Annotated in this window: 17 protein-coding genes; 11 read left to right on the forward strand and 6 right to left on the reverse strand. The window is 72.3% G+C overall.

Features of this window, described 5'->3' with window-relative positions:
- The first annotated feature begins 24 nt into the window (after positions 1-24).
- Positions 25-969, forward strand: coding sequence for a GNAT family N-acetyltransferase (locus tag J4E96_RS12190; protein ID WP_227422370.1), 945 nt, complete (start codon positions 25-27; stop codon positions 967-969).
- Entirely contained in the window at positions 966-1,487 is a 522-nt protein-coding gene (locus tag J4E96_RS12195; RefSeq protein WP_227422371.1) for a GNAT family N-acetyltransferase, read from the forward strand. Before J4E96_RS12190 ends, J4E96_RS12195 begins: the two co-directional genes overlap by 4 nt.
- A gap of 16 nt (positions 1,488-1,503) precedes the next feature.
- On the opposite strand, the gene J4E96_RS12200 is transcribed toward J4E96_RS12195, so the two are convergent.
- From J4E96_RS12200 to J4E96_RS12215, 4 genes are all read right to left on the reverse strand, one after another.
- Positions 1,504-1,782 (reverse strand): HPr family phosphocarrier protein, encoded by a 279-nt coding sequence (locus J4E96_RS12200; protein WP_227422372.1) that lies wholly within the window; start codon positions 1,780-1,782, stop codon positions 1,504-1,506.
- A 43-nt stretch (positions 1,783-1,825) separates the two neighbouring features.
- Positions 1,826-3,508, reverse strand: a complete 1,683-nt coding sequence (gene ptsP, locus J4E96_RS12205) for a phosphoenolpyruvate--protein phosphotransferase (protein WP_227425748.1) — start codon at positions 3,506-3,508, stop codon at positions 1,826-1,828.
- A 136-nt stretch (positions 3,509-3,644) separates the two neighbouring features.
- Entirely contained in the window at positions 3,645-4,481 is an 837-nt protein-coding gene (locus J4E96_RS12210) for a PRD domain-containing protein (RefSeq protein ID WP_227422373.1), read from the reverse strand.
- Positions 4,482-4,530: 49 nt separating this feature from the next.
- On the reverse strand, positions 4,531-6,777 hold the full coding sequence (locus J4E96_RS12215; protein ID WP_227422374.1) for a glucose PTS transporter subunit IIA: 2,247 nt from the start codon (positions 6,775-6,777) through the stop codon (positions 4,531-4,533).
- 100 nt (positions 6,778-6,877) lie between these two features.
- On the opposite strand from J4E96_RS12215, the gene J4E96_RS12220 reads away from it, so the two are divergent.
- The 3 genes from J4E96_RS12220 to J4E96_RS12230 are packed head-to-tail and all read left to right on the forward strand — an operon-like array spanning position 6,878 to position 9,780.
- Positions 6,878-7,909: an LLM class flavin-dependent oxidoreductase gene (locus J4E96_RS12220; RefSeq protein WP_227425749.1), complete on the forward strand. Its 1,032-nt coding sequence runs from the start codon at positions 6,878-6,880 to the stop codon at positions 7,907-7,909.
- 15 nt (positions 7,910-7,924) lie between these two features.
- Positions 7,925-8,656: an NADPH-dependent F420 reductase gene (locus tag J4E96_RS12225; RefSeq protein WP_227422375.1), complete on the forward strand. Its 732-nt coding sequence runs from the start codon at positions 7,925-7,927 to the stop codon at positions 8,654-8,656.
- A gap of 8 nt (positions 8,657-8,664) precedes the next feature.
- Positions 8,665-9,780, forward strand: a complete 1,116-nt coding sequence (locus J4E96_RS12230) for an NAD(P)-binding domain-containing protein (RefSeq protein ID WP_227422376.1) — start codon at positions 8,665-8,667, stop codon at positions 9,778-9,780.
- Between the two features lie 27 nt (positions 9,781-9,807).
- On the opposite strand, the gene J4E96_RS12235 is transcribed toward J4E96_RS12230, so the two are convergent.
- Positions 9,808-10,584 carry an alpha/beta fold hydrolase gene (locus J4E96_RS12235; protein ID WP_227422377.1) on the reverse strand — a complete coding sequence of 259 codons (777 nt, stop codon included), beginning with the start codon at positions 10,582-10,584 and terminating at the stop codon, positions 9,808-9,810.
- 76 nt (positions 10,585-10,660) lie between these two features.
- Between J4E96_RS12235 and J4E96_RS12240 the strand changes: the two genes are divergently transcribed.
- From J4E96_RS12240 to J4E96_RS12260, 5 genes are all read left to right on the forward strand, one after another.
- Positions 10,661-11,362 (forward strand): arsenate reductase/protein-tyrosine-phosphatase family protein, encoded by a 702-nt coding sequence (locus J4E96_RS12240; RefSeq protein WP_227422378.1) that lies wholly within the window; start codon positions 10,661-10,663, stop codon positions 11,360-11,362.
- Between the two features lie 8 nt (positions 11,363-11,370).
- Positions 11,371-11,802, forward strand: coding sequence for an arsenate reductase ArsC (locus J4E96_RS12245; RefSeq protein WP_227422379.1), 432 nt, complete (start codon positions 11,371-11,373; stop codon positions 11,800-11,802).
- A gap of 137 nt (positions 11,803-11,939) precedes the next feature.
- Entirely contained in the window at positions 11,940-12,077 is a 138-nt protein-coding gene (locus J4E96_RS12250; RefSeq protein WP_227422380.1) for a hypothetical protein, read from the forward strand.
- Between the two features lie 66 nt (positions 12,078-12,143).
- Complete coding sequence (locus J4E96_RS12255; protein WP_227422381.1) at positions 12,144-12,371, forward strand: three-helix bundle dimerization domain-containing protein; 228 nt, start codon at positions 12,144-12,146, stop codon at positions 12,369-12,371.
- Between the two features lie 74 nt (positions 12,372-12,445).
- Positions 12,446-15,031 (forward strand): EAL domain-containing protein, encoded by a 2,586-nt coding sequence (locus J4E96_RS12260; protein WP_227422382.1) that lies wholly within the window; start codon positions 12,446-12,448, stop codon positions 15,029-15,031.
- A 42-nt stretch (positions 15,032-15,073) separates the two neighbouring features.
- On the opposite strand, the gene J4E96_RS12265 is transcribed toward J4E96_RS12260, so the two are convergent.
- Positions 15,074-15,535 (reverse strand): SixA phosphatase family protein, encoded by a 462-nt coding sequence (locus tag J4E96_RS12265; RefSeq protein ID WP_227422383.1) that lies wholly within the window; start codon positions 15,533-15,535, stop codon positions 15,074-15,076.
- 111 nt (positions 15,536-15,646) lie between these two features.
- On the opposite strand from J4E96_RS12265, the gene J4E96_RS12270 reads away from it, so the two are divergent.
- Entirely contained in the window at positions 15,647-16,348 is a 702-nt protein-coding gene (locus J4E96_RS12270) for a maleylpyruvate isomerase family mycothiol-dependent enzyme (RefSeq protein WP_227422384.1), read from the forward strand.
- The last annotated feature ends 66 nt before the right edge of the window (positions 16,349-16,414 follow it).

Genomic DNA, 16,414 nt, shown 5'->3' on the forward strand with positions numbered 1-16,414 from the left:
GCAGTGAAAGCCACACTGGACGCAATGACCGACATCTCGAGTCCTCTCACCATCCGCCCCGCGGCGCCCTGCGACCAGGTCGTCCTCGACCACTGGGCGAGCGCCGAGCCGGTCGCGTGGGTCGACATGGCGCGTCTTCGTCGGGAGATGACGACGCGGAACTACCGGTACGAGTGGTCCTGGCTCGCCGAACGCGGTGGCCGAGCCGTCGGTCGCGCGCTCTGGTGGGGCCAGACCACGGCCGATCGCCCGGCCACCCTCGACTGCCTCCTGGTGGCGGCCGCCGAGGATCACCCCGAGGACGTCGGCGCCGCCATGATCCGCGCAGGGCTCGCGGCCTTCGGGCCAGGTCCAGCCCTCGAATTCAAGGTCGACGTCGAACCCGACCGAGCGGGCGACCCGGCGACCAGCGCGGCGGCCCGGTGGCGCGAGCGCGCCGCGCACGCGGGCGGTTTCACCCGGACGACCAAGCGGCTGAGCTTCACCCGGACGGGCACGCTCCCGCCACCCGAGCGACCGGAGGGGCTCCGCTTCGTTCCCGGTTCGGACACCGAGTTCCGAGCGCGGTTCGCCGCCGTCGCGGCCGGCAGCCTCGACGCGCACACCCTCGACATGGTCGCCGCGCAGGGCGTCGACGCGCTCGCGGACGACGATCTTGCGTTCTACCTCTCGCTGCCCGGTAGCCGAGACCGCTGGCAGATCGCTACGGCACTCGACGGCTCCGTCGTCGGATTCATCATCGCGACCAGGACGGCCTACGACGCCAGCATCAGCTACCTCGGTGTCCTCCCGGAGCACCGCGGCCGCGGGCACGTCCACGACCTGCTCGCGCAGATGGTCCGCCTGCACCACGACGACGGGCAGCCGCGAATCGTCGGAACCACCGACGCGGCGAACGGACCGATGCGGACCGCCTTCGAGCGCGCCGGGTTCGAGGTCACCCGCGTGCGGACCGTCCACGCGCAATGACCGGCGGGCACGCCGCTCCGGGCCCGCCCACAGCCGCTGACGGGCTCGTGGTCTGGCGTGCGTACGCCGCGCAGTGGCGGGAGGTCCGCGCGGTGCGGCTCGCGGCCCTGGCCGACTCTCCGTCGGCGTTCGGGTCGAGCCTGCAGCGCGAGCGGCAGTACGACGAGGCCCGCTGGCGCGAGTGGGCGACGTCGGCCGCCGTCTTCGTGGCCTCCTCGCGGGGGGAACCGGCAGGACTGGCGGCCGGCGTCCCGGGCGACACGGCCGACGCACGGATGCTGGTGGCCGTCTGGGTGCACCCCGCCTGGCGCGGCGGTGGGGCAGCCTCGCGGCTCGTGCGCGGCGTGGAGGCCTGGGCGCGAGACGACGGCGCGGCACGCATGCAGCTGTGGCTCACCGACGACAACACCAGGGCGCGGCGGCTCTACGCGGCCCACGGATACGTGGACACCGACCGGGTCGCGCCGTTGCCGCGCGACCCCGACCGATCCCAGCACGAGATGGTCCTGCGCCTGTGAGGCCAGCCGCGCGCGGCTACTCGGAGTCGAGGTCGGTCTCGAGGATCTTCGCGAGCTCCTCGAGCGCCCCATCTGCGCCGACGCCCTCGGCGCGCAGCACGACGACGTCCCCGTTCGCCGCGCCGAGGCTCATCAGGGACAGGATGCTCGAGGCGTCCATCGCCTCGTCGACCGGCGCTCCGGCCATGGCGATGGTGACCTCGAGCGGCACCCGCCCGACGGCCTCCGCGAAGATCGCGGCGGGGCGGGCATGCAGGCCGACTCGGCTCGCGATGGTGACCTGACGTTCGGACATAGTGTGCTCCTTCGTGGTGATGGGCTGCGCAGGGGGGGACGGGCTAGAGGCCGAGCTCGGCGAGGATCGGGAGCCGGGACCGAACGCTCTCCTTGGCCGCGGCGGCGCTGGGTGCGGCCAGCGCGAGCTGCGCGAGGGCCGAGGCCTGCGCCAGCGTGACGCTCGCCAGCACCGCGCCGACGGCGGCGAGCGCCCGCGGCGTCATGGACAACGTCGCGATCCCGAGGCCGACGAGCACGACGGCGAGGGCGGGGTCCGCCGCCGCCTCGCCGCACACTCCGACCGGCTTGCCGTGGCCCTCGGCCACCGCCCCGGCGACCGTCATCCCGATGAGCTGTAGCACCGCGGGCTGCCACGGGCTGTTCAGCGCGGCGAGCGGCCCGAGCTGACGGTCCGCCGCCATCGTGTACTGGGTCAGGTCGTTCGTGCCCAGGCTCGCGAACTCCACGTGCGCGAGGACGTGCTCGGAGCGCAGGGCGGCGGAGGGGACCTCGACCATGACGCCGGGCGTCGTCAGCCCGGCGGCCGCGCACATCGACGCGAAGCGCTCGGCCTCCTCGACCGTCGCGATCATCGGTGCCATCACCCAGACCTCGGCGGTCGAGCCCGCGGCGGCCGTCGCGATGGCCGCGAGCTGGCGCTCGAGGACGCCGGGGGTGGTCCAGTCCGTCCGGTATCCGCGCACGCCGAGAGCGGGGTTGGGCTCGGTCGCGTCCGTCAGGAAGGGCAGCGGCTTGTCCGCGCCCGCGTCCAGGGTCCGGACGACGACCTTCTTGCCGCCGAACGCATCGAGCACGCCGCGATAGGCCTCGACCTGCTCCTGCGTCGACGGCTCGGCGTCGCGTCCCAGGAAGCAGAACTCGGTGCGGAGCAGTCCGACGCCCTGCGCGCCCGCGGCCGCTGCGATGACGGCATCCTTCGCGCCGCCGACGTTCGCCAGCAGCGGCACGAGGTGCCCGTCGGCCGTGCGGCCGTTGCCGTCGAACTCGCCGAGGCGAGAGGCCGTGGTGGCCCACGCGCTCGCGGCCGCGACCTCCTGCTCGCCGGGGTCGACCACGATCGATCCCGTGGTCCCGTCGACGTAGATCTCCGCTCCGTCGGCGACGGCGTCCGCGCCGACGGCGGCGACGACCGCGGGCAGCCCGAGGGCGCGCGCGATGATCGCCGTGTGCGACTGCGGGCCGCCGCCGGACGTCACCAGGGCGATGACCTGCTCGGGGTCGAGCGTCGCGGTGTCCGCCGGCGCGAGGTCCTCGGCAACGAGGACGAACGGCGTGGCCGAGGCGGGGATGCCCGGGGCGGCCACCCCGCGCAGCTCGGCGACGATCCGGGAGCGCACGTCGAACAGGTCGGTCGCCCGCTCGGCCATGTAGCCCCCGAGGTTGTGCAGCATCTCGGCGACCGAGGCGGCCGCATCCCAGATCGCGCGCTCGGCCGACGATCCCGCGGCGATGTGCTTGACCGCGGACTTGATCAGCATCGAGTCCGTCGCCATCTGCGCGGTCGCCGCGAGGACGGCCTTCGCGTCGCCGTGCGCGCGCTCGGCGCGAGCGGTCAGCTCCGCCTGGACCGACGTCGAGGCGGCGCGCAGGGCGTCCTCGGCCTCCGCCGCGGACGTCGTCGGCGCCAGGCGCTCGCCCGCGGGCGGCTCGGCGACCGGAGCCGGCATCTGCCGCACCGTCCCGACAACTCGCCCGGGGCTGACCCCGACGCCCGAGAACGTCACTGTTCGAGCTGTGGTTGCCGCTGCACGATCCGTGGATGTCACGTTGTGTCCTCGATCTTGTGGTGCCGGAGCCGGTGCGCGACGGAGGGCCTCAAGCCGCGTGCGCACCGCTACGAAGGGGTGAAACTGAGCCGGGTCAGGCCTGGTCTGCTGCCACTCGGGCAACGTGAAGGGCCAGGTAGGAAACCTCGTCGTCGGTCAGCGGCGAGCCGAGCCGCAGCTCGACCAGGGCAGCCAGGCGCAGAGCACACTCGGCCTCGCGCGGGTAGGTCGCCCGGATGGCGACGCCGATCGGTGAGTGCTTCTGGTCGAGCTGCTTGTGCTGGTGGATTCGGACGAACAGGTAGCGAAGGTGGGTGATGAACCGCCCGACGCTGACGCTGCCCGGGTCGAGATCCAGGGCGAAGGTCTGTTCGATCACCGCGACCATCTGCTGGATGGCGCCGGTCATCGTGTAGGTGTACGAGAGGTCGCCGGTCGCGAAGCCCGCGTTCACGAGGTGCAACGCCAGCCCGACCGCCTCGGCGCTGGGGAGCTGAGTCTCGCTGCGGGCGTTGATCGCCGACAGCAGGGCCGCCGCCTCGGTGTACTCCTCGGCGTAGAGGTTCTGCACCTCCGCGAGGAACGGGTACTCCAGCACCATCCCGACCGCGATGCGCCGCAGCGCGAAGCTCACGTGATCGGCCAGGGCGATGATCAGCGCAGGATTCCGGGCGAGGGTGTCCAACCCGACGTCTGCGAGCGCCGACCCGACCAGCTGGATGTGCTCGGGCGGGATCCCCGCGAGGAGCTGCGCCAGGTGGTCGGGGTCGCGTCCGTCCGTCGGCACGAACACCCGGGCGATTTTCGCCGGGTCGACGGCCTCGCCCGGCCGGGCCTGGAAACCCAGGCCGCGGCCGGTCAGGATCACGTCGCGTCCGGCGTCGTCCAGGGCGAGGACGACGTTGTTGTTGAAGACGCGCACGACCTCCATGTCAGGCCCGCCGCGCGTCGCTCGGCGAAGCGATCACGGTCGGCTCCTCTCAGGGGGCGACATCAATGATCGGATCACCGGGCACGACGTCGCTCCCGGTCCGGGGAGAGACCGACGACAGCGTCTTGCTGTTGATCACGACCACCACGGTGGTCGGATCGTAACCCGCGTCCCGGATGCCCGTGAGGTCCGCCGTGACGAGCAGGTCGCCGACAGCGACCCGTTGCCGCTTCTGCACGGCCACCTCGAAGCACTTCCCCTCGAGCTGGACGGTGTCGATGCCGATGTGGACCAGCACCTCGACACCGTCGTCGGTCTTGATCCCGAAGGCGTGCCCGCTCGCCGGAACGGTGACCAGAACACCGGCCACGGGAGAGGTCACCCGACCGTCGGTCGGCTGGATGCCGACCCCTTCGCCGAGCGCGCGCGAGGCGAACACCTTGTCCGCCACCTCGTCCAGGGGCACGACCTTGCCCGCGACCGGCGCCACGATCAGGGCGGTCGGCGTGCTGGCGGCCGAGGCGCTCGCGGTCGAGGTACCGGCGGCGGAGGCGCTGGCGGCGGCCGGAGCAGTCCGCGGCGGCGCCGCGGGCCCGGCAGCTTCGAGGGCGAGGTCGGCCTCGGCCTGCTTGCGGTTCGCGAGGCCCTCGGCCTTCTGCTCCGGTGTGCGGTAGTCGGAGATGATGACCAGAAGCATGGCGGTCACGAACGCCGCCGTGATGGAGATCGCGTACAGCGGGATCGGCGAGAAGACCGGGATGGTCAGCAGGGACGTGAAGGCGAACGCTTCCGTCGTGACTCCGCCGAAGACGCCGGTGATGAGGCCACCGACGAGGCAACCGACCAGCATGCGCGGGTAGATCCGCTTGAAACGCAGGTGGATGCCGTACAGCGAGGGCTCGGAGATTCCGCCGAGCAAACCTGCGGCCAAGGCACCCGAGGCCGTCTCGCGCATCTCGTTTTCCTTGTCACGCACGGCGATGAAGAGGACACCAGCGGTCGCGCCGAAGCAGGCGAAGTTCCAGGCGCCCATCGGGCCCTGGATGAAGTCATAGCCGAGCGTCTGGATGTTCATCAGCATGAGCGCATTGAGGGGCCAGTGCAGACCCAGCGGGACCAGGAACGGGTAGATCAGCGGGATCATGATTGCGAACAGGATGGGGGCGCTGCCGTTCATCCACGCCAGCCCCGCACCGATTCCGTTCCCCATCCAGATGCCCATCGGGCCGATCAGGAAGGCGGTCACGGGGATCATGATGGCCAGCGAGAAGAACGGCACGAACACCATCTGGATGTTCTCGGGGAAGACCCTCTGCAGACCCTTGTACACCAGGGCCAGCACCGCGACCATGATCAGCGGGACGAACACCTGGCCGCCGTAGCCGTTCAGCTGCATCGGGAGGCCGAAGATCTGGGCCACGCAGGACTCGGTGCCCAAGGTCTCGTTCAACGTGCAGACGGTGTCGGGGAACCGCGCGGTGTCGGAGAGACTGACGAACTCCGGGGTCATGAGGGCGGCCATCACGGTCGCCCCGACCCAGGGGTCGATGTTCAGCTTCTTGGCGGCGTTGTAGGCCACCATGATTGGCAGGAAGGTGAACACCCCTTGCCACATGGCGTCGAGGAAGACCCAGGACGCCGACTTGTCCTCGGCGCGGAAGTCGACGATGCCGAGCGCGTCGAGGACCGCGGCGAACGCGATGATCAGCGAGGCGCCGAGCAGGACTCCGAGCAGCGGCCGGAAGGAGTCCGAGAGGTACTCGAAGAAGCCGTCGATCCAGGCTGACTTTCCGCGGGTCTTCCCGCGGGCCGCGGCCTTGACGTCGGCATCGCTGAGCTTGCTCTTGCCGATGCCGGCCATCTCGGGCAGGTTCATGATCTGGTTGAACGTAGTCTGGACCGCGCCGCCGATGACGACCTGGAACCGGTCCCCGGACTGCGGAACCGCGCCCATCACGCCGGGGATCGCCTCCACGGCCGACTGGTTGACCAGCTCGGCGTCATTGAGCACGAAGCGAAGCCGCGTCGCGCAATGCGTCAGGCTCACGATGTTTCCGGGACCGCCGATCTCGGCGACGATCCCCTCAGCAGTACTGCGTTGAGTTGTGGACCCCATTGTCAATCCTTCCGCGCTGCCCCGGCGATGGGCAAAAAAAAGGACCCGAGGCGCACCTAGGTGCGCCTCAGGTCTTGCCCCATCGCGGGTAACAATCCTGGTGAGCGTTCGCTCACAGAGAACGCTACCACCGCGACGGCGGGCCCCGCGCCGCGGGGGCGCGTCGGCCGAAGTTGACACGTCATGGGTTCCGCCAGATGATTGAAATATCAATCTTATTCGAGGAGACATCGTGACCGCAGGCACTGCAGCGATCCAGACGAGCGCGCAGGGGGCGTCGATGAGCGACGTCGAGTTCGGCCTGGACACGTTCGGCGACGTGCCCGCCGACGACGGCGGGCGGCTGCTCTCCCACGCCGAGGCAATCCGGCAGGTCGTGGCCGAGGCCGTGCTGGCGGACGAGCTCGGCGTCGACGTCATCGCCCTCGGCGAGCATCACCGGCCGGACTACTCCGTGTCCAGCCCGGAGATGGTGCTCGCCGGGATCGCCGGGCAGACCTCGCGGATCAGGCTGAGCTCCGGGGTCACCGTGCTCAGCTCGGACGACCCCGTGCGGGTGTTCCAGCGGTTCGCGACACTGGACGCGCTCTCGAACGGTCGCGCCGAGGTGATCCTCGGGCGGGGCTCGTTCACCGAGTCGTTCCCCCTGTTCGGGTACGACCTGCGCGACTACGAGGTGCTGTTCGAGGAGAAGCTGGGGCTCTTCGCGGAGCTGCTCACGGAACGCCCCGTGACCTGGAGCGGGACCACGCGGGCCGCGCTCGTCGACGCGGACGTCTACCCGAAGACCGAGTCGGGCCGGCTGCCCACCTGGGTGGGCGTGGGTGGCTCGCCCCAGTCGGTCATTCGCACGGCGCAGCACGGCTTCCCGATGATGCTCGCGATCATCGGCGGCGAGGCGGCGCGCTTCCGGCCCTACGTGGAGCTGTACCGCCGGGCGGCGCAGGAGGCGGGGACCGCCCCGCAGCCGGTGGGGATGCACTCCCCCGGGTTCGTGGCCGACACTGACGCCGAGGCCCAGGAGACGTTCTTCCCCACGTACAAGGTGATGCGGGACCGCATCGGCGCGCAGCGCGGCTGGCCGCCCCTGGGCCGCAGAGAGTTCGACTCAGAGGTCAGGGGCGGCTCGATGTACGTCGGTTCGCCCGAGACGGTCGCCCGCCGCATGGCCGAGTCGATCCGCGCCCTCGGCGTGAGCCGGTTCGACCTCATCTACTCGGCGGGGCCCGCCTCCCGCAGCGCCCGGATGCGCTCGGTCGAGCTCTACGGGAGCAAGGTCATCCCCATGGTCCGCGACCTGCTCGCCGACTAGCGAAGGGCCGAGACCGTGCCGCAGACTCCACCGCCCACACCCACGCCACCGCCCCTGACCGTCGGGATCCTCGGTGCCGGAAAGGTGGGCACCGTGCTCGGCCGGCTCCTGGTCGCCGCCGGCTACCGGGTCCTCATCGCCGGATCGGGCGCGACGTCCCGGATCGCACTCACCGTGGAGGTGCTGGCCCCGGGGGCCACGGCCGTCTCGGCCGACGACGCCGCTCGCGAGGCCGACGTCGTGATCCTCGCCCTGCCGCTCGGCAAGCACCGGACCATCCCCCGGGACCTGCTCGACGGCACGCTCGTGATCGACGCGATGAACTACTGGTGGGAGGTCGACGGCATCCGCGACGACCTCACCGACCCGCGCGTGTCCTCGAGCGAGGCGGTGCAGGCCTTCCTGCCGACGTCCCGCGTCGTCAAGGCCCTCAACCACATGGGCTACCACGACCTCGACGAGGGAGCTCGACCGGCCGGCTCGCCCGGGCGCAAGGCCATCGCCATCGCCGGCGACCACGCCGACGACCTGACCGCGGTCGCGGCCATCGTCGACGCGATCGGGTTCGATCCCGTCCCCGCCGGCACGCTGCGCGAGAGCATCTCGCTCGAGCCCGGCAGCGAGCTGTTCGGCGCCAACTTCAGCGCCGACGAGGTCCGCGCGGCACTGGGACGCTTCGGCTCGTCGGAGCGAGGTCGCACGGTCGCGGCCGCCCGCGCCGACGGCGCCAGCGTCGCCGCCGGCTAGGCGGGTCGATGCGGCGGGCGACGGTGGTGGTGATCGGCGCGGGCCAGGCGGGGCTGTCGGCGGCCTACCACCTGACGCGCAGCGGCTTCTCCAGCGCGCTCAGCGACCCGCACGGCGACCGCACCTTCGTCGTCCTGGACGCCGAGATCGCGGCGGGCGGCGCCTGGCGGCACCGGTGGCCGTCCCTGACGATACGCACCGTGAACGGCATCTTCGACCTGCCGGGGCTCCCGAAGCCGCCCATGGGCGACGACGAGCCGAGCCGGGAGGCGGTCCCCCGCTACCTCGCGGACTTCGAGCGCGCGATGACGCTGCCGATCCTGCGCCCCGTCACCGTCTCCGCCGTCGCCCGCGTGAACGCCGCCGCGGACGGCGAGCTGCGCGTCGAGTCCGACGGCGGGACGTGGCACACCCGGTTCCTGGTCAACGCCACCGGCACCTGGACCAGCCCGGTGCTCCCGGACTACCGCGGCCGCGAGAGCTTCCGCGGGCTGCAGCTCCACACGCGCGACTACCGCCGAGCCGACGACTTCGCCGGCCAGCGTGTCGCCGTCGTCGGCGGCGGGATCTCGGCGGTGCAGCAGCTCGAGGAGATCTCCCGCCACGCCACGACCTTCTGGTACACCCGCCGCGAACCGGTCTTCCTCGAAGGCGACTTCCGGGCGGAGACGGGTCGCGACGTCGTCGCGCGGGTGGCCGCGGACGTGGCGGCGGGACGGCCGACCGGGAGCGTGGTGTCCTACACCGGGCTGGTCTGGACGCCGGAAGCGATCGCCGCCCGGGACCGCGGGGCGCTGCGACGGCGGCCGATGTTCGCCCGAATCGAACCCGGGGGCGTCCGCGAGGCCGACGGCACCCTGACGCCGGTCGACAGCATCCTCTGGGCAACGGGCTTCACGCCTGCCCTGACCCATCTCGACCCCCTCCACCTGCGGGGCGGCCTGGGCGGCATCGCGATGCGCGGCACCCAGGTTGCCGACGAGCCGCGCGTGCACCTCGTCGGCTACGGCCCGTCCCAGTCCACGGTCGGCGCGAACAGGGCGGGGCGCTCGGCCGTCGCGGCGATCGGAACGACGCTGGCCCGGCGGGCGAGCCGCGCCTCGGGTTCGCCGCTACCGGCCTGACACCGCACCCTGCGGTGGGCGTCCACCTCAGGCCGCGCCCTCGACGCGCTCGAGCCAGTCCGCGACGAGCCCGCGCAGGAGGCCGGGGCGCTCGTGCGGCAGCGCGTGGCCGGAGTCGTCCACCACCGCGAGGCAGGCGCGCGGATAGCGGTGCGCGAGGTCTTCGGCGGCCGCGTACCCGACCACGGAGTCCAGCCGGCCGGCGACCACCAGCGCCGGACCGGAGTAGGCCGGTCCGGGTTCGTCCGGGAGCTCCCAGTGCGCGCCGAGGCGCTCGAGCGCCGCCTGATCGACCAGCGCCGCGGACGGCGCGACGAAGCGCTCGTACCGCTCGAGCATCTCGGGGCTGTGCACCACGAAGTAGTCCCGAAAGACGTCGTCGCCGAGCTCGGCCGAACCGGTGACCACGCGATGGGCGGGGACGTCACGCACGCCGGGCAGCAACGGGCATACCAGGGCGAGACCGGCGACCCGCGTCGGCGCCCTGGCGGCCATCGCCTGCGCGAAGTAGCCACCCGCCGAGTGGCCGATCAGGAGGTACTCGCCCCCGCCCGCGATCTCCGCGGCGAAGCCGAGCAGCACGTCGAGGACGTCCGCGGCGCCGCGGAGCTCGGCGGGAGCCGCCGTGCGCCCCATCCCCGGCAGGTCGGGGTAGATCCGCCGGAAGCCCGCACGCCCGACGAAGCACGGTTCGAAGCACGCCTCCGCCTCGCGGTGGTCGACGCCGGCGCCATGCAGCACCACCACCGGCCGGCCCGCTCCGTGCTCGACGTAGTGGACGGTCGTGGCGACGCGAGGGCCCATGCGCACAATCAAGCACGCATCCCTCGCGGACGCACCCCGGTTGACGTGGCGATAACGGTCAGCGATCCTTGAGTCAATGAGATCCGACCGGAACGCTGCGCTCGAACGTCGCGCGATGGTGCACGCCGCGTTGAGCGAGCCCTCACGCCTCGCGGTGGTGGACGCGTTGAGCGTGGGCGACGCGTCGCCGTCGGAGCTGCAAGGGCTGCTCGGAATGCCGTCCAATCTCCTGGCCCACCACCTCAAGGTGCTCGAGCAGGCCGAGATCGTGGCCCGGTCACGGTCGCAGGGCGACGGCCGGCGCACGTACCTCCGGCTCGTCGCCGGGTCGCTGGCCGACCTGCTGCCGACGGGTGCGCTGCCGACCGGTGTCGCCCCGCCTGCGCGGGTGGTCTTCGTCTGCACGCACAACTCGGCGCGCTCCCAGCTCGCGGTGGCGCTGTGGCGCGAACGCAGCCAGGTGCCCGCGACGTCGGCGGGAACCCATCCGGCCGCGGCGGTGGATCCGGGCGCGCTCGCTACGGCGCGCCGGCACGGGCTCGAGCTGCGCGGCGCCCGGCCGCGCGCGATGGCCGACGTCGCGGGCGACGGCGACGTCGTCATCACCGTCTGCGACCGGGCCCACGAGGAGCTGGGGGGCGCGGCACTCGTGCACTGGTCCGTCCCCGATCCCGTCCGGGTCGGCACCGACGACGCCTTCGACCGAGCGTTCGAGGAGCTCACCCACCGGGTCGGCAACCTCGCCGCTCGCGTGCACGTCCCGCAGCCCGATCAGTGAGGAATCCCATGCCCGAGTCCCCCACCCGCCCCAGCGCCCTCTTCGTCTGCGTGCACAACGCCGGCCGCTCGCAGATGGCCGCGGGGTTCCTCGCGACGCTGTCCGGCGGCGCCGTCGAGGTCCGATCGGCCGGCTCCCTGCCCGCCGACCAGATCAACCCCGCCGCCGTGGCCGCGATGCTCGAGGTCGGGATCGACCTGCGCGCCGAGCACCCGAAGGTCCTCACGACCGAGGCGGTCCGGGCGTCCGACGTCGTCATCACGATGGGCTGCGGCGACGTCTGCCCAATCTTCCCCGGCAAGCGCTACGAGGACTGGGCGCTCGACGACCCGGCCGGCCAGGGCGTCGAGGCGGTCCGCCCGATCCGCGACGAGATCCGCGCCCGCGTCCTCGCGCTCCTGGCCGAGCTCGGCGTCGAACCGGTGCCGGTGCCCGTCTGAACCCACAATGTTGTTCGCCCATCGGCCACCCGAGCGACGGCCGCCCGTCATCCTCGTCGTCCAGGCTGGCCGGACCGTAGCGGTCCGCCCAGGGGCGATCGGCCCGATCGACCGGGCGCACGATGAGGAGGTGTCGGATGAACGGCATTCGCCACGCAGTGCTCACCTGCAAGTGCGGCTCGAGCACGCACGCCGGCCACCAGGCGTACGTCGACGGCGGCTTTGAGCCGCACACGTACGCCGGCGGATCGGATCCCGACGCGGCCCGGTCCTAGCTGCCCCAGGAGGCCGACCGTCGCCGAGGCCTTGCGCGCCGGCCCGGCGGTGAGCACACTGCGACGATGGTGACTATCGACGAGCAGCAGGCGCTGGCGCAGGTGTGCGACCGGTTGGCCGAGCGATACCCGGCCGTCCCGCCCGTCGACATCCGCCGGGCGGTGGACACCGCACATCGCCGGCTGGACGGTCGGCCCGTGCGCAACTACGTGCCGGTGCTGGTCGAGCGCGCGGCGCGCGAGACGTTGCGCGCCGCCGAGGGGCCCCGCGCGGCGGTGCTGACCGCGCACTAGGACTTCGCCTGCTGTTCACTTTCCGGACGGGCGACCCGCCTCAGCAATCGGGTCCACCGGTCGAAGAGATGCTCGTGGCAACCCTGGGCATCTCACCGACCGCGTCGAGCGCCGTGCTGGAGTGGGTGCGAGACGGCGCCGGCAACACGACCGGAGGCCTGCTCTCGGACGTCTGCGTGCCAGCTCTCCTCGTCGCCGCGTCGATCCGGGCGGAGGACGTGGACGAGCTCTTTCGGGGTGACGCCGCGCTGCGCTGCGTCGTCCTGCACGGACCGGACGGTCCCGTGCTGGTGGATCGATCCTGGTTCGAGATGACGATCACCGGCCGGCTCGGCTACGGCCGGCTCCTGCATGCCTCCACTGCCGTCCTCGACCTCATCTCCGAACCGTCGCTCGTCCTCGCGCACGACTGCACGGTCGCCGCCGCGGCGTCCGCGGTCATCGCCCGGCGCGTCCCCGGCGGGGCGGCCTCAGCGGTGGTGGTGCAGTGGCCGGACGGGACGTTGGGCGTGGCCCACGTCTCGACCCTGTTCGAGCAGCTCGCGCGCCAGTACGCCTACCAGTCCTGGCACGACCCGCTGACGATGCTGCCGAACCGGCGATACCTGATGGATCAGATCCGGCTCATGGAGCTCCAGCTCGCGAGCGGCGGCGACAGCTGGCAGGCGGTGCTGTTCTACATCGACCTCGACCGGTTCAAGGACATCAACGACCTGCTCGGCCACAGCGCCGGCGACCAGGTGCTCGCCCAGTTCGCCGCCCGGCTGCTGTCGGTGTCGCGGGCGGGAGACATCGTCGTGCGTCTCGGCGGCGACGAGTTCGCGATCCTGACCGCCGCGCCGCTGACCGTCGCCCAGTCCGGTGCGATCGCGGCGCGCCTCGTCCTGGAGGCCGCGGCACCGTTCGTCGTCGACGTCACCGACTCCACCGGCACGGTGCAGGAGCACACGGTGACGATCGGCGCGAGCGTCGGGGTCGCGCACTCGGACCCCGCCCGGCCGAGCGTCCTCGTGACGTCGCTGGAGGTGCTGCTCAAGCAGGCCGACATCGCGATGTACCGCGCCAAGGAGCACGGCCGGGGGCGCGCAGCGCACTACGACCCGCAGATGCGCGCCGGCCTCGAGACCACGGAGACGACGACCGCGCGCCGACGGATGGAGCGACGCCTGCGCGCCGCGATCGAGCACGGCACGCTCACGGTGCACTACCAGCCCGTCGTCGCCCTGCCCTCGGGGCGGGTCACCGGTGTCGAGGCGCTTGCTCGATGGCACGACCCGGCGCTCGGCAACGTCCCGCCCGACCAGTTCATCCCGCTCGCCGAGGACACCGGCCTCATCCTCGACCTCGGCGAATGGGTCCTGCGCGCGGCGTGCCGCGAGGCCGCGCGCCCGGCCGAGGGCGTCGACACGGGGCTGACGGTCGCGGTCAACGTCTCCCCCGTGCAGCTCACCCAGCCGGGCTTCGTCGCCGTGGTGCTGGGCGCCCTCCGCGACACTGGGCTGGCGCCCCACCGACTGTGCCTGGAGATCACCGAGACGGCCGCGATCAGCGACCTCGAGGTGACCGCGAGCCGCCTGCGCGAGCTACGGTCCCACGGCGTGGGGATCGCGCTCGACGACTTCGGCACCGGCCACTCGTCGTTGACGATGCTGCGGGCGCTGCCGTTGACCATCGTCAAGATCGACCGTTCGTTCGTGGAGAACGTCGCCCGCAGCGCCCAGGATGCCGTCCTCGTGCGCATGGTCATCGAGACCGCGCACACGCTGGGGCTGGAGGTCTGCGCCGAGGGGATCGAGGACGCCGACCAGGCTCGCCAGCTCGTCGCCCTGGGCTGCGACACCGCTCAGGGCTGGTACTTCGGCATGCCGGAGCCGCCCTCCGAGCGACTGACCCAGTCCCTTCGCGCGACCGTCGGCCCGGACATGTTCGACGCCGCCGGGCCGGCCCCGGTCCCGCTCGGCGCCACCGATGAGCTCGTCCTGGTGACCACCGCCGCCCGGCTCATCACGTACGCGTCCTCGACGAGCTCGGCACTGGTCGGCTGGACGCCGCAGCAGCTGGTCGGGACCTACCTGCTGGACCATCTGCACCCCGAGTCCGCAGCGCACCTGTCCGCCCTAGAGCCGGGCGCCTTCCACGATGGCCATGCGACCCACCGGGTGCAGCACCGCGACGGCACCGATCGATGGCTCGACACCCGCACGAAGGCGCTGCGCGAAGCCGACGGGACGATCCGCGAAGTCATCTCCGTCTGCCGCGACGTCACTGCGACGACCCACGTCCAGGCCGCGCTGGCCGACAGCGAGGAAAAGTTCCAGTGCGCGTTCGACGACTCCCCGACCGGCATGGTGCTCAGCGGCCTCGACGGCCAGATCGTGCGCGCCAACCCCGCGTTCGCCGCCATGATCGGTCACTCCCCGACGCAGCTCGTCGGGCGCTCGATCGCGGAGCTCACGCACCCGGACGACCTCGCTCTCGATCGAGCGAACCTCCGCGAGCTCACGACCGGGGCCGCCACCCGACACGAGCTCACCAAGCGCCACAACCACCGGGACGGCAGCCAGGTCACGGTGAACGTCCGGGCGTCGGTCATGCGCGACCGCAGTGGAAACCGCGCCTACGTGATCGCCCATGTGACCCGGGCGACTCGCAACGGGTAGAGCCGACACCGGCGAGCGTCCAGGCCCGCACCGCCGGACCGCTCAGCGCAGGATCCGTGGCGGCACGTACTCCATGTCGATCGAGCCGTCGGGATGGCCGACGACGCGCCAGGCGGCACCCTTCTCCGTGACCATCGGTCGCGCGGCGACCATCCCGGCGGCACGCCCCACGCGGAACAGGGCCTCGAAGACCTCGCCGTGGGTGCACACCGCCCAGGGCTCGCCCGCGTGCGCCAGCACCCACGGGAGCAGGCGCTCCGGGTCCGCACCCTTGGCCAGCAACGGGTGGTCCACGATGTCGAGGCCCCGCCGGGTGGCGAGTGGCGCGAGCGTCTGGCGGCAGCGCACCGTCGGGCTCGACCACAGCTTCGTGATGGCGTCGGTCGCGAAGACCAGGTCGAGCGCCTCGGCCTGAAGCTCCCCACGCACGGACAGCGGCCGCAACGACTCGTCATGGTCCCACCGCGCCTTGCTCTCGGCATGGGCATGGCGGACAAGGATCACGACGCAACACTAGGCGAACGGGCGCGGTCTGCCACGCAAACCCGGCGATTCTCGGGCCGAGGTGTCGTGCCACCGAGACCGGAGCGCGCCGGGATCCGCGATGATCGGCGAATGCCGACGCACCAGCTCGACCACCTGGCCGAGCTGGTCGACGTCCAGGAGGCCTTCGGGTCATCGATCGGCGAGGTCGACCCGCGGGCGCCCGTGCCGTCGTGCGGCACGTGGGAGGTGCACGACCTCGTCGTTCACCTCGCCACGATCCATCACTGGGCCGCGGCGCAGGGCCGCGGCGTCGACGACGCGCCGCTCGGTCCCGGCCCGTTCGTGCTCGGCGACCTCTACCGCGCGTGCGCCCGCGAGCTGCGGGACACGTTGAGCGAGCTGGGCCCGGACGCCATCGGTGCGACGCTGCTCGGCCCGGGCCCGGCGTCGTTCTGGCGGCGCCGGCAGCTGCACGAGGCGCTCGTGCATCTGTGGGACCTGCGGACGGCCGGCGGGCTCGGCCTCGCGGTCCGGCCACCGGTCTGGGCGGACACCGTGGACGAGGTCGTAACCGTGCTGCACCCGCGTCAGGTGCGGCTGGGCAGGATGCCGCGCCTGCGCGCGCCGATCGAGCTCGCCGCGACCGACGTCGACCGCATGTGGCGCCTCGACAGCGCCGCTGGCGGCCCGGCGGTCGCCCGGCTGCGGGCGCCCGCCTCGGTCCTGGCCCTGACGCTCTGGGGGCGCAGCTCGCCGGACGACCCGCGCCTCGAGGTGTCGGGCGACCGGACCGCGCTGCGCGCGGCGCTGGCCGGTCCGCTCACGCCCTGACGAGCGCCCGGCGCGCGACGGCCGCTCCTGGCGGTCGCCGTCGTCCTCGCACGGGTGCCCAGACAC

This window comes from Pengzhenrongella sicca (genome assembly GCF_017569225.1).
Taxonomy (GTDB): domain Bacteria; phylum Actinomycetota; class Actinomycetes; order Actinomycetales; family Cellulomonadaceae; genus Pengzhenrongella; species Pengzhenrongella sicca.